Source organism: Pseudomonas sp. EpS/L25, assembly GCF_001512295.1.
Lineage (GTDB): Bacteria > Pseudomonadota > Gammaproteobacteria > Pseudomonadales > Pseudomonadaceae > Chryseomonas.
Window position 1 is genome coordinate 24,423 of record NZ_LNUP01000011.1, and the last position, 14,073, is coordinate 38,495.

The 14,073-nt window shown below is 66.5% G+C and carries 15 protein-coding genes; 8 read left to right on the forward strand and 7 right to left on the reverse strand.

Going from position 1 to position 14,073, the window contains the following annotated elements; all coding sequences use genetic code 11:
• Position 1: 1 nt before the first annotated feature.
• The 4 genes from AR540_RS09160 (at position 2) to rarD (ending at position 5,061) form a co-directional block, all read left to right on the forward strand.
• Entirely contained in the window at positions 2–739 is a 738-nt protein-coding gene (locus AR540_RS09160; RefSeq protein WP_153014210.1) for a ComF family protein, read from the forward strand.
• Between the two features lie 274 nt (positions 740–1,013).
• A complete protein-coding gene (locus tag AR540_RS09165; protein ID WP_059228195.1) occupies positions 1,014–2,903 on the forward strand; it encodes a PhoX family protein in 1,890 nt (629 codons plus the stop codon).
• Positions 2,904–3,013: 110 nt separating this feature from the next.
• Positions 3,014–3,988, forward strand: a complete 975-nt coding sequence (locus AR540_RS09170; RefSeq protein ID WP_059228197.1) for a serine/threonine protein kinase — start codon at positions 3,014–3,016, stop codon at positions 3,986–3,988.
• A 185-nt stretch (positions 3,989–4,173) separates the two neighbouring features.
• The gene (gene rarD / locus AR540_RS09175) at positions 4,174–5,061 is read left to right on the forward strand and encodes an EamA family transporter RarD (protein ID WP_059228199.1); all 888 of its coding nucleotides are present in this window, start codon (positions 4,174–4,176) and stop codon (positions 5,059–5,061) included.
• A 55-nt stretch (positions 5,062–5,116) separates the two neighbouring features.
• On the opposite strand, the gene secB is transcribed toward rarD, so the two are convergent.
• Genes secB through AR540_RS09190 form a run of 3 tightly spaced genes read right to left on the reverse strand, consistent with a single transcriptional unit; the run spans position 5,117 to position 6,328 of the window.
• The gene (gene secB, locus AR540_RS09180; protein WP_059228201.1) at positions 5,117–5,581 is read right to left on the reverse strand and encodes a protein-export chaperone SecB; all 465 of its coding nucleotides are present in this window, start codon (positions 5,579–5,581) and stop codon (positions 5,117–5,119) included.
• Positions 5,582–5,613: 32 nt separating this feature from the next.
• On the reverse strand, positions 5,614–5,868 hold the full coding sequence (gene grxC / locus AR540_RS09185; RefSeq protein WP_059228203.1) for a glutaredoxin 3: 255 nt from the start codon (positions 5,866–5,868) through the stop codon (positions 5,614–5,616).
• A 40-nt stretch (positions 5,869–5,908) separates the two neighbouring features.
• On the reverse strand, positions 5,909–6,328 hold the full coding sequence (locus AR540_RS09190) for a rhodanese-like domain-containing protein (protein ID WP_059228204.1): 420 nt from the start codon (positions 6,326–6,328) through the stop codon (positions 5,909–5,911).
• 178 nt (positions 6,329–6,506) lie between these two features.
• Between AR540_RS09190 and AR540_RS09195 the strand changes: the two genes are divergently transcribed.
• From AR540_RS09195 to AR540_RS09210, 4 genes are all read left to right on the forward strand, one after another.
• A complete protein-coding gene (locus AR540_RS09195) occupies positions 6,507–7,118 on the forward strand; it encodes an NAD(P)-dependent oxidoreductase (RefSeq protein ID WP_059228206.1) in 612 nt (203 codons plus the stop codon).
• Between the two features lie 133 nt (positions 7,119–7,251).
• Positions 7,252–8,535: a murein hydrolase activator EnvC family protein gene (locus AR540_RS09200; RefSeq protein WP_059228208.1), complete on the forward strand. Its 1,284-nt coding sequence runs from the start codon at positions 7,252–7,254 to the stop codon at positions 8,533–8,535.
• Positions 8,536–8,564: 29 nt separating this feature from the next.
• The gene (locus AR540_RS09205) at positions 8,565–9,908 is read left to right on the forward strand and encodes a S41 family peptidase (RefSeq protein ID WP_059228210.1); all 1,344 of its coding nucleotides are present in this window, start codon (positions 8,565–8,567) and stop codon (positions 9,906–9,908) included.
• Positions 9,905–10,663: a divergent polysaccharide deacetylase family protein gene (locus AR540_RS09210; RefSeq protein ID WP_059228212.1), complete on the forward strand. Its 759-nt coding sequence runs from the start codon at positions 9,905–9,907 to the stop codon at positions 10,661–10,663. Before AR540_RS09205 ends, AR540_RS09210 begins: the two co-directional genes overlap by 4 nt.
• A gap of 3 nt (positions 10,664–10,666) precedes the next feature.
• Here AR540_RS09210 and AR540_RS09215 read toward each other — a convergent pair whose 3' ends face one another.
• The 4 genes from AR540_RS09215 to hisF form a co-directional block, all read right to left on the reverse strand.
• On the reverse strand, positions 10,667–11,428 hold the full coding sequence (locus AR540_RS09215; RefSeq protein WP_059228214.1) for a substrate-binding periplasmic protein: 762 nt from the start codon (positions 11,426–11,428) through the stop codon (positions 10,667–10,669).
• A 256-nt stretch (positions 11,429–11,684) separates the two neighbouring features.
• Positions 11,685–12,446: a substrate-binding periplasmic protein gene (locus tag AR540_RS09220; protein WP_059228216.1), complete on the reverse strand. Its 762-nt coding sequence runs from the start codon at positions 12,444–12,446 to the stop codon at positions 11,685–11,687.
• Between the two features lie 52 nt (positions 12,447–12,498).
• The gene (locus AR540_RS09225; RefSeq protein WP_442963777.1) at positions 12,499–13,257 is read right to left on the reverse strand and encodes a substrate-binding periplasmic protein; all 759 of its coding nucleotides are present in this window, start codon (positions 13,255–13,257) and stop codon (positions 12,499–12,501) included.
• 31 nt (positions 13,258–13,288) lie between these two features.
• Positions 13,289–14,071 (reverse strand): imidazole glycerol phosphate synthase subunit HisF, encoded by a 783-nt coding sequence (gene hisF / locus AR540_RS09230; RefSeq protein ID WP_059228218.1) that lies wholly within the window; start codon positions 14,069–14,071, stop codon positions 13,289–13,291.
• Positions 14,072–14,073: the final 2 nt, after the last annotated feature.

Here is a 14,073-nt window from a genome sequence, read left to right on the forward strand (position 1 = left end):
TATGCCCACTTCCGTCCATCGCTATCTGCGGCGTCACTGGCAGCGCCTACGGCCTGGAACCTCCTGCGCCCTCTGCGCCAGCTGGCTGCCGCCCGGCCTCGCCCTGTGCGAAAGCTGCGAGACCGAGCTGCCGTGGCTCGGCCCCCACTGCCAGCGCTGCGCCCTGCCCCTACCGGTGGACGGGGTCATCTGCGGCGGCTGCCTGGCCGACTCGCCGGCCTTCGACCAGGTGCTGGCGCCCTGGCGCTATGCCTTTCCGGTCGACAGCCTGATCAACGCCTTCAAGCACCGCGACCAGGGCAGCCTCGGACGGCTGGCCGGGGCTCTGCTGGCCCGCCATCTGCAGCACCTGTTCGACGAAGGCCAGCCGCGGCCGGCGCTGTTATTGCCGGTTCCGCTGTCACCCCAGAGGCTGCGCCAGCGCGGCTTCAACCAGGCCGCGCTGCTGGCCGACTGGCTCGGCAAGCCGCTGCGACTGCCGGTGAACGCCAAGCTCCTGCAGCGGGTACAGGAACAACACAGCCAGCAGGGCCTCACGGCCAGCGAGCGGCGACGCAATCTCAAGCAGGCCTTCGCCCTGGTGAACGAGGCCGAGCTGACCGGTCGCCATCTGGCCCTGGTGGACGACGTCCTGACCACCGGCGCCACCGCCGACAGCCTGGCACGGCTGCTCAAACGTGCCGGTGCCCGCCGGGTCGATGTCTACTGCCTGGCGCGAACGCCGCCGCCCGGTGACTAGTGTGGTGTTTCAGAAGTTATCTACACAATTTTGGCGGCGCTTTTTCGCCGCAGAGGCGGACCTCCGGCACTGCGTTGCCACTCCTCGCCATAGCCCTGCCATGACTCGTCGCGGCGCCTGGCCCATCGGGGCGCCGAATCGTCGGAACGCCGAACCGCCAAAAAATCACTCGCCAATTCTTGCGCGAACTACTGAAACACCACCCTAGGCGACTGTCACCAAACCGTCATCCGCGCTGACTAGCCTCGCCCCATACCCGTGAGGAGCCATGACCATGCATGCCGAGCAGACCGACCTCGAACGTATCGTCCATCTCAGTCGCCGACGCTTCATCGGCGCGGGCGCCCTGGCGGGCGCGGCCCTGTTCCTCGGCGGCGGCCTGCTCGGGCGCAGCGCCCTGGCCGACGCCGTCAGCGCTGCCAACGGTAATCCGCTGATCGGTTTCGCCAACATACCGGCCTCCACCGCCGACACCCTGGTGGTGCCACCCGGCTACCGCGCCAGCGTGCTCATCAGCTGGGGCCAGCCGCTGCACGCCGATGGCCCGGACTTCCGCCCCGATGGCAGCCACACTGCTGCCGACCAGGAAGTCCAGTTCGGCGACAACAACGACGGCATGGCCTTCTATCCCTTCCCGGACGACCCGGACCGGGCGCTGATGGCGATCAACAACGAGTACACCAACTATCGCTATCTGCTCAGCCACGGCACCCCGCCCAAGTCGCTGGAAGATACCCGCAAGGCCCAGGCCGCCGAGGGCGTCTCGGTGATCGAGGTGCGCCGTAAGGACGGCCAGTGGCATTTCGTCCAGGGCTCGCCCTACAACAGACGCGTGCATGGCAACACGCCCATCGCCGTCAGCGGTCCGGCGGCCGGCCATGACCTGCTCAAGACCGCCGCCGATCCGGATGGACGCGAGGTGCTGGGCACCTTCCAGAATTGCTCCAGTGGTGCCACGCTCTGGCACACCTACCTGACCTGCGAAGAGAACTTCACCGACGTCTTCGGCAGCCGCGACGCCACCCTCAGATTCGATGCCGCCCAGAAGCGCTACAGCGTCAAGCACGCCAGCGTGGAGAACGACTGGCACCTGCACGACGACCGCTTCGACCTGGCGCAGAATCCCAACGAGCTCAATCGCCACGGCTGGATCACCGAGATCGACCCCTTCGATCCCCAGGCCAAGCCGGTCAAGCGCACCGCCCTGGGTCGCTTCAAGCACGAGAATGCCGCCCTCGCCCGTACTCGTGACGGCCGCGTGGTGGTCTACATGGGCGACGACGAGCGTGGCGAATTCATCTACAAGTTCGTCAGCCGCGACCGCCTGCAGGACGATCCCAAGGCCAATCGCGACCTGCTCGACCACGGCATCCTCTACGTCGCCCGCTTCGACGACGGCGACCGCGATCCGAATCGACCCAAGGGTCGCGGCCAATGGTTGCCGCTGGTCCATGGCGAGCACGGCCTGACCGCTGCCAACGGCTTCGCCGGTCAGGCCGAGGTACTGATCCACGCTCGCCAGGCCGGCAGCCAGGTCGGTGCCACGCGCATGGACCGACCCGAGTGGATCGCCGTCAGCCCCAAGGACGGCCAGGTCTATTGCACCCTGACCAACAACACCAAGCGCGGCGAGGACGGCCAGCCGGTGGGCGGCCCCAACCCCCGCGCCAACAACCTCTACGGCCAGATCGTGCGCTGGCGCGAAGACGGCGACGATGCCGCCGCCCTGGCCTTCGACTGGGATCTGTTCGTCATCGCCGGCAATCCCAAGGTGCACCCGGGCAAGCCCGAAGCCGGCTCCTCGCAGATCAACGCCGAGAACATGTTCAACAGCCCCGATGGCCTGGGCTTCGATGACGCCGGCCGGCTGTGGGTGCTCACCGACGGCAAGTACAGCAACAAGGGCGACTACGAGGGCATGGGCAACAACCAGATGCTCTGCGCCGATCCGCGCAATGGCGAATTGCGGCGCTTCCTGGTCGGCCCGGTCGGTTGCGAGGTCACCGGCCTGGCCTTCTCGCCGGACTACAGGACGATGTTCGTCGGCATCCAGCACCCGGGCGAGGAAGGCGGCTCGACCTTCCCCGAAGCCCAGCCGAACGGCCAGCCGCGCTCCTCGGTGATGGTCATCACCCGGGAAGACGGCGGGGTGATCGGCGCCTGACCGGCGAGCGGATAGCACCCGAGCCTTCGCCATCGGGCTCGGGCATGCGCTAGCATCTCCCGGATGCAGGGTGGCAATCGCCATCGTCCCCCGTGACCGAGGAGCGCGCCATGTCCCATCCGTTCGACAATCTGAGTCCCGATCTGGTCATCGACGCCATCGAAAGCCTGGGCTATCTCAGCGATGCCCGCGTCCTGGCCCTCAACAGCTACGAAAACCGTGTCTATCAGATCGGCATCGAGGGCGAGACCCCGCTGATCGCCAAGTTCTATCGTCCGGACCGCTGGACCGACGCGGCCATCCTCGAAGAGCATGCCTTTTCCGCCGAGCTGGAAGAGCGCGAGGTGCCGGTGGTGGCGCCGCTGCAGCGCGAGGGCCGCACGCTGTTCGAGCACGCCGGTTTCCGCTTCGCCCTCTTCCCCCGCCGCGGCGGCCGGGCGCCCGAGCCAGGCGATCTCAACCAGTTGCATCGTCTCGGCCAGTTGCTCGGCCGGCTGCACGCGGTAGGCGCCAGCCGCCCCTTCCAGCACCGCGAGACGCTGGACGTCCAGAGCTATGGCCATGCCTCCCTGGATACCCTGCTGACCGGCAACTTCATCCCCAAGAGCCTGCTGCCCGCCTACGAGTCGGTGGCGCGTGACCTGCTGCTGCGCCTCGACGAACTCTTCGAGGGCGTCAGCTACGACGTCATCCGCCTGCACGGCGACTGCCATCCGGGCAACCTGCTCTGCCGCGACGACGCCTACCACATCGTCGACCTCGACGACTGCCGCCACGGCCCGGCCATACAGGACCTGTGGATGCTGCTGGCGGGTGATCGCCAGGAGCGGCTGACGCAGCTCTCCGAACTCATGGACGGCTACGAGGAATTCCATGACTTCCAACCGCGCGAGCTGGCGCTGATCGAGGGCCTGCGCAGCCTGCGGCTGATGCACTACAGCGCCTGGCTGGCGCGCCGCTGGGACGACCCGGCCTTTCCCAAGAGCTTTCCCTGGTTCGGCAGCGAGCGCTACTGGGGCGACCAGATCCTCACCTTGCGCGAACAGCGCGCGGCCCTGGACGAGGCGCCGTTGCGGTTGTTCTAGTCGTAGCGCGTTTATCGCGGCCATGGCGGTCCGCCGATGCGACCGCTCCTGATCCGTAGGAGCGGCCCATGGCCCCGATTGAGCCTGGCAACGATCAGACTGCAAGCGCACCACCTCACCCGACATCCCGTCGCCCCTTGCGCTATCCTGCCTGCACAAGAACGTTGCCTGCCTAAGGACCTTCCATGTCTGCCTTGCGCCAGGGTTATGCCCTGGGCCTCACCGCCTACGGGCTATGGGGCTTGTTCCCGCTGTTCTTCAAGCTGCTGGCGGCGCTGCCGTCCCTCGAGATCCTGTTCCAGCGCATCCTCTGGTCCGCCCTGTTCAGCGCTCTGCTGCTGATGGTCTGGCGGCACCGCGGCTGGTGGGCCGAACTACGCGCCCATCCGCGACGGCTGGCCTGGCTGGCGCTGTCCGGCGCCCTGGTGGCCTGCAACTGGCTGGTCTACATCTGGGCCGTGAACAACGCCCATGTGGTCGAGGCCAGCCTGGGTTACTACATCAACCCGCTGGTCAATATCCTCCTCGCCCTGGTGATCCTGCGCGAGCGGCTGCGCCCTCTGCAATGGCTCGCCGTCGGCCTGGCGGTACTGGGCGTGGCGCAACAGCTGTGGACGCTGGGCCAGTTGCCCTGGGTCTCCCTGGCGCTGGCGCTGACCTTCGCCTTCTATGGCCTGGTCCGGCGGCAGACACCGGTAGCCGCCCTGCCGGGCATGGTGGTGGAGAGCTGGATGCTGGTGCCGGTCGCCCTGATCGCCTTGCCGCTACTGACCCAGGGAGTGAGTCTGCAGGCGTCGACCTGGCAGTCGTCGCTGGGCCTGCTGGTGGTGCTCTGCGGACCTATCACCCTGATTCCGCTGCTGTGCTTCAACGCCGCGGCGCGCAAGCTGCCCTATTCGACCCTGGGCTTCCTGCAGTACATCGCCCCGACCCTGGTGCTGGTCCAGGCCGTCTGGCTCTATGGCGAACCCTTCCCGCGCGAGCGTCTGTTCGCCTTCCTCTGCATCTGGACCGGGCTGGCGGTGTTCAGCTTCGATCTGTGGCGCGCCAGCCGCAAGCTCAGAGCCCTGTGAAGGCCAGATAGCAGAACGCCCCTGGCAAGGGGCGTTCGATACCGCAGTGAGCCGCTCAGGCTTCGCCGGCGGTCTGCATGCGCGCCAGTTCCTGGGCGTACAGGGCGTCGAAGTTCACCGGCTGCAGCATCAGCGCCGGGAAGGAGCCGCGCACCACCATGTTGTCCAGCGCCTCGCGGGCGTAGGGGAACAGGATGTTGGGGCAGAAGGCACCCAGGGCGTGGGCCATGGAAGCGGCGTCCAGGCCCTTGATCAGGAAGATGCCACCCTGCTGCACTTCGGCGATGAAGGCGGTCTCTTCCTTGTTCTTGACGGTCACGGTCAGGGTCAACACCACTTCGTGGAAGTCGTCGCCCAGGGTCTTCTGGCGGGTGGCCAGGTCCAGGTTGACGTTGGGCTGCCAGTCCTGGCGGAAGATTTCCGGGCTCTTGGGCGCCTCGAAGGACAGGTCGCGGATGTAGATGCGCTGGAGGGAGAACTGAGCGCCGTCTTCCTGGGCGCCGTTGGCTTGGTCGGTCATGGTAGGGCCTTGAGTGATGACGTGAGTGTTGGTCAGGCGAACAGCAGCGGATCGAGGCGTCCGCTTCGGTCTAGGGCATAGAGATCGTCGCAACCGCCGACGTGGGTGGTGCCGATCCAGATCTGCGGCACGCTGGTGCGGCCGGCCTTGCGGGCCATTTCGCTACGCAGGGCAGGTTGGCCATCGATGGAGATTTCCCGGTACGCCACGTTCTTGCGATCGAGCAGGTGCTTGGCACGATGGCAATAGGGGCACCAGGCACTGGTATAGATGACGACGTCGGTCATACGTGGTCTCCAGTGGCCGAGGCTCCGGCCACGCAAGGGGTCACTTCACCAGGGGCAGATTCTCTGCGCGCCAGGTGGCGATGCCGCCATTCAGCCGAGCGGCGGTGAAGCCGGCCTTCTGCAGGTCGCCGCACACGGCACCGGCCTGCTGGCCGGCGCTGTCCACCACGATCAGGGTCTTGGCCTTGTGCTTCTCCAGTAGAGACAGGCTGGTGGCGACTTTCTCCTGAGCGATGTTCAGCGCGCCGACGATATGCCCGGCGGCGAAGTCCTTGCTCGGACGGATGTCGAGCACCACGCCCTCTTCGCGGTTGAGTAGGTTGGTGAGCTCGCTGGTGGACAGGCTGCGACCGCCCCGGCGGGTCTCGTTGAACAGCATCAGGGCGACGATGGCGAGGAAGGCGGCGATGAGCAGCGGATGATGGGTGGCGAATTCGACCACCCGACCGAGAAATTCCATGATGAAGGAGCTATCCAAGAAGGGCTAAAATGCCGGCCAGTATACACAGCCCCCCGGTGGCGCCATACCCTCGAAGCCGTGGGTTATCGCCGGGTAACCAGCACACCGCGAACTGCCTTCTTGGCCAGTCGCAGCGCTCTGGCTAGGCTGGGATTCCGTTCATCATCAGGATCCCGCCATGACCTCCATCGCTCTGCTCGGCGCCACCGGTAACGTCGGCAGCCGTCTGCTCGCCGAAGCCCTTTCCCGCGGTCATCAGGTCACCGCCTTGGTCCGCGACCCCGCCCGCCTGGCCCCCCGGCATGGCCTGAGCGTCGCGGCCGGCGATGTCGCCAACCCGGAAACCGCCCGCGCCCTGGCCGGTTGCGAGGTGCTGATCAGCAGCCTGAGATTCGCCGACGTCCCCCCGGCCACCCTGGTCGCCTTCGCCCGCGCCTCAGGCATTCCGCGCCTGCTGGTGGTCGGCGGCGCCGCCAGCCTGAACCTGCCGGACGGCTCACGGCTGTTCGACGCTCCCGCCTTCCCCGCCGAGTACCGGACCGAGGCCGGCGCCGGCATCGCCACCCTGGAGGCGCTCCGCGACGTCCAGGACCTCGACTGGGTCTTCGTCAGCCCGCAGATGGTCTTCGCCGCCGGCGAGCGTACCGGCCAGTTCCGCCTGGGCCGCGACGCCCTGCTGTTCGATGCCGCCGGCAACAGCCATATCTCCTACGAGGACTACGCCGTGGCCCTGCTGGACGAGGTCGAACGCCCCGCTCACCACCGCACCCGCTTCACCGTCGGTTACTGAAACGGAAATGCCCCCTCGTTCGCAGCCCGGCCGCCTGGTCGGGCCGTGAACGCTGAACGGCGCTCCTTGCCGTTTTTTTTGCCGGATGTGACGGGCATACTAGGGGCTTCGCCCTCGCAATGTACGACCTCGCATGCGCCGTGTTCTCGCCTTTCTCCTGTTAGCCAGTCTCCTCGCCCCTGCCCTGGCCGACGATCGCGCCGAAACCCAGCGGCAGATCGAGCAGACTCGCCGGGAAATCCAGGAGATGCAGAAGGTGCTCAAGCAGGTACAGGCCGAGAAGTCCGGCGTGCAGAAGCAGTTGCAGGGTACCGAGACTCAGCTGGGCGAGCTGGAAAAGCAGGTGGACGCGCTGCAGAAGCAGCTGGAGAACGGCGAAAAAAAGCTGCAGGAGCTGGACGGGCGCAAGAAGAAGCTCGACCAGTCCCGCGCTGAACAACAGCAGCTGATCGCCGTGCAGATCCGCGCCGCCTACCAGAGCGGTCGCCAGGAATACCTGAAGCTGTTGCTCAACCAGGAGCATCCCGAGAAGGTCAGTCGCACCCTCACCTACTACAACTACCTGAACCGCACCCGGCTGGATCAGCTCGCCACCTTCAACGATACCCTGCGCGAATTGCGCGAGGTGGAACAGGGCATCCAGCAGGAGCAGGGCGAACTGGTCGCCCGCCGCGAGGACCTGGAGAAGCGCCAGGCGGAGCTGGCCGAGGTGCGCAAGGAGCGCCAGGCGGCGTTGGCCAAGATCAACGACGACTACCGCGACAAGAGCCGTGAGATCCAGGCCCGAGAGCAGGATCAGGCGGCGCTGAACAAGGTGCTCAAGACCATCGAGGAAACCCTCGCTCGCCAGGCCCGCGAGGCGGAGGAAGCCCGCCAGCGCCAACTGGCCGAAGCCCGGGCGCTGGCCGCTCGGGATGCCGCGCGGCGCCAGGCGGAAAGCGACACGAAAGCCCCGCGCAGCTCGAACGCCCCGGAGATAGCGGTGTCTAGTGCAGCACCTGCCTTTGGCGGTGCCTTCGCCAATGCCCGTGGCAAGCTGCCCTGGCCGGTCGACGGCCGCCTGGTGGCGCGCTTCGGCAGCGCCCGCGGCGACGATCCCCGGGCGAAATGGGACGGCGTGCTGATCGCCGCCGGCGCGGGGACCCGGGTCAAGGCGGTGCACGATGGCCGGGTGGTCTTCGCCGACTGGCTAAGGGGCGCCGGCCAGCTGGTTATCATCGATCATGGGAATGGCTATCTCAGCCTGTACGGACATAATCAGAGCCTGCTGAAGTCTGCGGGTGACGTGGTCAAGGCTGGAGACGCCATCGCGACCGTCGGTGCCAGCGGCGGTCAGGAAGCCTCCGCCTTGTATTTCGCCATTCGCCAACAGGGTCGCCCGACGGACCCGGTCATCTGGTGTCGTGCTCAGGGATAGCGCGACACACCCCGGTTTAGGAGCTGCACATGCCGCATCGCTTTCGTCCCACCGTCCTGGTTCTCGCCCTGTTGTTCGGTGGCGTCGGAGTCGTCCAGGCGCAATCGCCGCAGAGTACGCCGGCGGCCGTGACCCCGGTCGCCCCGGGCACCGCCAGCGATGCCCCGGCCAGCGCTCCGCTGCCCCTGGACGAGCTGCGTACCTTCGCCGAGGTGTTCGATCGCATCAAGGCCGCCTACGTGGAGCCGGTCTCGGACAAGGTCCTGCTGGAGAATGCCATCAAGGGCATGCTCAGCAACCTGGATCCGCACTCGGCCTACCTCGAACCCAAGGACTTCGCCGAACTGCAGGAAACCACCAGTGGTGAATTCGGTGGCCTGGGCCTGGAAGTCGGTCAGGAAAACGGCTTCATCAAGGTGGTCTCGCCCATCGACGACACCCCGGCGGCCAAGGCGCGCCTGCAGCCCGGCGACCTGATCGTCAAGATCGATGGCCAGCCGACCAAGGGCCAGGCCATCAACGAGGCCGTCGACAAGATGCGCGGCAAGCCGGGCAGCCCCATCGTGCTGACCATCGTCCGCGGCGGCGGCCAACCGTTCGACGTCAAGCTGGCGCGGGCGGTGATCAAGGTCAACAGCGTCAAGAGCCAACTGCTCGAGTCCGGCTACGGCCTGCTGCGCATCTCGCAGTTCCAGGTCAACACCGGCGAGGAGACGGTCAAGGCGCTGAACAAGCTACGCCAGGAGAACAAGGGCAAGCTCAAGGGCCTGGTTCTCGACCTGAGAAACAACCCGGGCGGCGTGCTGCAAGCGGCGGTCGAGGTGGCCGACGCCTTCATGACCCACGGCCTGATCGTCTACACCAAGGGCCGCCTGCCCAATTCCGAGCTGCGCTTCTCGGCGGATGCCGCCGACCCCAGCGAGAAGGTCCCGCTGGTGGTGCTGATCAACGGCGGCAGCGCCTCGGCAGCGGAGATCGTCGCCGGCGCCCTGCAGGACTCCAAGCGCGGCATCCTCATGGGCACCGACAGCTTCGGCAAGGGCTCGGTACAGACGGTGCTGCCGCTCAACAACGACCGCGCCCTCAAGCTCACCACGGCGCTCTACTACACGCCGAGCGGACGCTCCATCCAGGCCCAGGGCATCACCCCGGACATCGCCGTGGCGCCGGCCAAGGTCACGCCGCAGAGCGGTGGCGACGAGTACTTCCGCGAAGCGGACCTCGCCGGCCACCTGGGCAACGGCAACGGTGGCGCCGACCGGCCTACCGGCAGCAAGGCACCCAACCAGAGCCCGCGGCCGCAGGATGACGACTTCCAGCTGTCCCAGGCGCTGTCGCTGCTCAAGGGACTGAACGTCACCCATACGCCGTGAGGCTGCGCTCCTGGCTGCTGGCCGTGGTCCTCGCGGCCAGCAGCTTCGCCTCTGCCGACCCCGCCCGCCTGACCATCGTCATCGATGATCTCGGCCAGAATCTGGCGCGGGATCGTCAGGTGCTGGCACTCCCGGCGCCCGTGGTGCTGGCGATCATTCCCGAGACCCAGCACGCCGCGGAGCTGGCCGCCGAGGCCCACCGCGCCGGCCGCACGGTGCTGCTGCACCTGCCCATGGACCCGGCAGGCGGACCCTATGCCTGGCATCCGGAAATGGCGTCGGCCGAGCGCCTGCAACGCCTGGATCGGGCCCTGGAACGGGTACCCGAGGCGGATGGCGTGAACAATCACGAAGGCAGCCGCATGACCGCCGACCGACCGGCCATGGCCGAGCTGATGCAGGTCCTGCAGGAGCGTCATCTGCTGTTTCTCGACAGCCGCACCAGCGCCGCTACGGTCGCCGCGGCGGAAGCCCAGAAGATCGGCCTGGCCAGCGCCTCGCGCGATGTCTTCCTGGATAACGAAGCGACGCCGGCGGCGGTCGCCGCGCAGCTGGCCGAAGGGGTGCGCCTGGCACGGCGCCAGGGCAGCGCCGTGCTGATCGGCCATCCGCATCCGGCGACCCTGGCCGTGCTGGCCCAGCAGTTGCCCGGCCTCAAGGCCCAGGGCGTGGAGATCATCGATCTGCCGCAGATGATCGCCCTGCGCGCCAATCGCGCCATGGCCAGCCATGGTCGCGACGGGCGCTATCGCTAGCGATCAGAGGTAGTTCTTGGTGATGCGATCGACCACCCCTTCCCGGCGCATGGCATCCAGCGCCTGCTGCAGGCGATTCACCACCTCGTCGGGAGTGTCCTTGTTCAGCGCCAGGTACAGCGTCGCCTCGCGCATGCGCAGTACGATCTTGAGATTGCTGACGCCGGCCTGCTTGGCCAGATAGCGGCCGACCGGATCGGTGGTGGCCCAGAGGTCCAGTTGCCCCGACTGCAGCTTGGCCACGTTTTCCTGGTCGCGCAGGGCATTGATGGGCATGAGGCCCTGCCCTTCGAGGAAGAGGCTGACGGCGTCGTTCTTGTAGGCGCCCACCCGGTACTTGCCCAGGGCCTTGACGTCGCTGACAGTGATGTTGCTGTTCTGCGGCGCCATCACCACCCAGGAGCTGGTCGCCAGGGGACCCACCCACTTGAACAGGCCCTCGCGTTCGGGCGTGCGGGTGGTGGAGAAGATGCCGTAATTGGCGTTCTCCAGCGTCAGGTTGTAGATACGATCCCAGGGAAAGCGCAGCGACAGGTTGTAATCGATCTTGGCGCGCTTGAACATCTCGCGCACCAGGTCGGTGCTGATGCCATCGATGGCCTCGTCACGCGCGAAGTTCTTCTCGTCCACCGCCATGTTGAACGGCGGGAAGTTCTCGGTGAAGAGTACCACCCGATAGCCTTCCGGCAGCTCGGCGTGGACCTGGGTCGTGCCCAGGACGCCACCGAGCAGTACAGCGGCCAGACGCAACCACCACGTTCGCATCGCTACTCCCTAATCGCCTCGAAGGTCGATTCTTCGCCGCGAGCCAGCCGGCCCCAGGACCACTACCCCGTCCCGATGCGGCCGCCACGGTCGTTGCCTATCCCGCTCGATCCGACGACCGAGCCCTCTGCGAGCCCCTGTTCGGCCCTGCGTAGGCCAGGAAGCAAGCCAAGTGCCATCATTAGCCTGGCCCTGGCCCCAGCCCGGCGCAGGACGACTTGCTGCCGCCCTGGCGCGACCGATGGTCGCCGGTGGCTCAGAGGTAGTTGTTGGTGACGCTATCGACCACCCCCTCCTTGCGCATGGCGTCGAGGGCCTGCTGCAGGCGGGTCACCACCTCGTCGGGGGTATCCTTGTTCAGCGCCAGGTAGAGGTCGGATTCCTGGAAGCTCAGCAGTGTCTGCAGATTGCTCACGCCCTGTTCCTTGGCCAGGTAGCGCCCAACGATGTCGGTGGTGGCCCAGATATCGATCTCGCCCTTCTGCAACTTGGCGATGTTCTCCTGATCACGCAGGGCATCGATGGGGACGATCCCCTTCTCCTGGATCATCAGGCTCACCGCGGAGTTCTTGTAGGCGCCCACGCGCAGCTTGGCCGCAGCGGCCATATCAGGCACCTTGACGGTGCTGCCCGGCAGCGCCATGAATACCTTGCGCGTCTTGCCCAGGGGGCCGACCCACTTGAACAGCGGTATCCGCGCCTCGGTACGCGAGACGGAGAAGAGCGCATAGTTGGGGCTGTCCAGGGTCAGGTTGTAGATACGATCCCAGGGAAAGCGCAGCGACAGGTTGTAGTCGATCTTGGCGCGCTTGAACATTTCGCGCACCAGGTCGGTGCTTATCCCGTCGATGGCCTCGTCCCGCGCGAAATTCTTGTCGTCCACCGCCATGTTGAACGGTGGGAAGTTCTCGGTCAGCAGAACGACGCGATATCCCGGCGGCAATTCCGCCCGGGCCGTACTCAGTGCCAGGGTGCAACTCAGCAGAGCACCCGCGATACTCAACCACGACTTGCGCATTTCCCTCTCCTTGAGCGACCGCTCGATCCCAGGCCGGCCCGACCGGGCGACCTTACAGATAACGATTGAAGATGTTCTGGACTTCGCCCGTCTGGCGCATTTCGTCGAGCGCCTTCTGCAGTTTCTGCACCACTTCGTCGGGGGTCTGCTTGTTCAGGGCGAGGAACAGCTCGCCACTGTTGAAGCGCAGCAGGGTCTTGAGTCCGCTGACGTCTTCCTGGCGGGCCAGGTAGCGACCCGCGGGATCACCCGTGGCCCAGACGTCGATCTGCCCCTTGAGCAGACGCTGGACGTTTTCCTGGTCGCGCAGCGCCAGCTCCGGCGTGAAGCCTTGCTGCACGAGGCTGTCGGCGATGGCATCGCCCTTGTAGGCGCCGATCTTGAGTTGCTGCTTGCGGGCATCGTCCAGGCTGCGCACCTGCAGATGGCTGTCGGGACGGCCGAGCAGCACCCAGTCGTCCGGTCCGATGGGACCGACCCACTTGAACAGGGCCTCGCGCTCGGGCAGGCGGGCGGTGACGAAAACGCCATGGTCGGCCTGGTTGAGCGCCGTGCCGTAGATGCGCTCCCAGGGGAATCTCAGGGTCAGGCTATAGGAGATGCCGGCGCGCTGGCACATCTCGCGGACCATGTCGACGGCGATACCCTTGAGATTTTCCTCGCGGGCGAAGTTCTTGCCATCCACCGCGAAGTTGTAGGGCGGGAAGTTCTCGGTCAGCAACGTCAGCTGGTAGCCGGCGGGAAGCTCCGCCCTGGCCGTCATCGTCAACAGCAGTAGCCCTGCCAAGCCGGCCCAGAATCCCTTGCGCACGCCCCCAACTCCCCGCCGGCACCGCCGGTAATCAAGATTTTGCGGAGCGTATCACAATCCCTTTTTCGGCCAGGTACCGTTTAGCCTCGGGAATGGTGCATTCGCCGAAATGGAAGATACTCGCGGCGAGCACCGCGGAGGCCTTGCCTTCGAGGATGCCATCGGCCAGGTGCTGCAGGTTGCCGACGCCGCCGGAGGCGATCACCGGGATACCCACGGCCTCGCTCACGGCGCGGGTCACGCCCAGGTCGAAGCCGTTCTTCATGCCATCCTGGTCCATGCTGGTGAGCAGGATCTCGCCGGCGCCCAGGCCTTCCATCTTCTGCGCCCAGGCCACGGCGTCGAGGCCGGTGGGCTTGCGTCCGCCATGGGTGAAGATTTCCCAGCGCGGGGTTTCGCCGGGGCCGCTGACGCGCTTGGCGTCGATGGCCACCACGATGCACTGGGAACCGAAGCGCGCCGCGGCTTCACCGACGAATTCCGGGGTGAAGACCGCCGCGGTGTTGATCGAGACCTTGTCGGCGCCGGCGTTGAGCAAGTTGCGGATGTCCTGCACGGTGCGCACGCCACCGCCCACGGTCAGCGGGATGAACACCTGGCTGGCCATGCGTTCCACGGTGTGCAGGGTGGTATCGCGGCCCTGGTGGCTGGCGGTGATGTCGAGAAAGGTGATCTCGTCGGCGCCCTGCTCGTTGTAGCGGCGAGCGATTTCCACCGGATCGCCGGCATCGCGGATGTTCTCGAACTTGACGCCCTTGACCACGCGGCCATTGTCCACGTCGAGGCAGGGGATGATGCGTTTCGCCAGCGCCATGA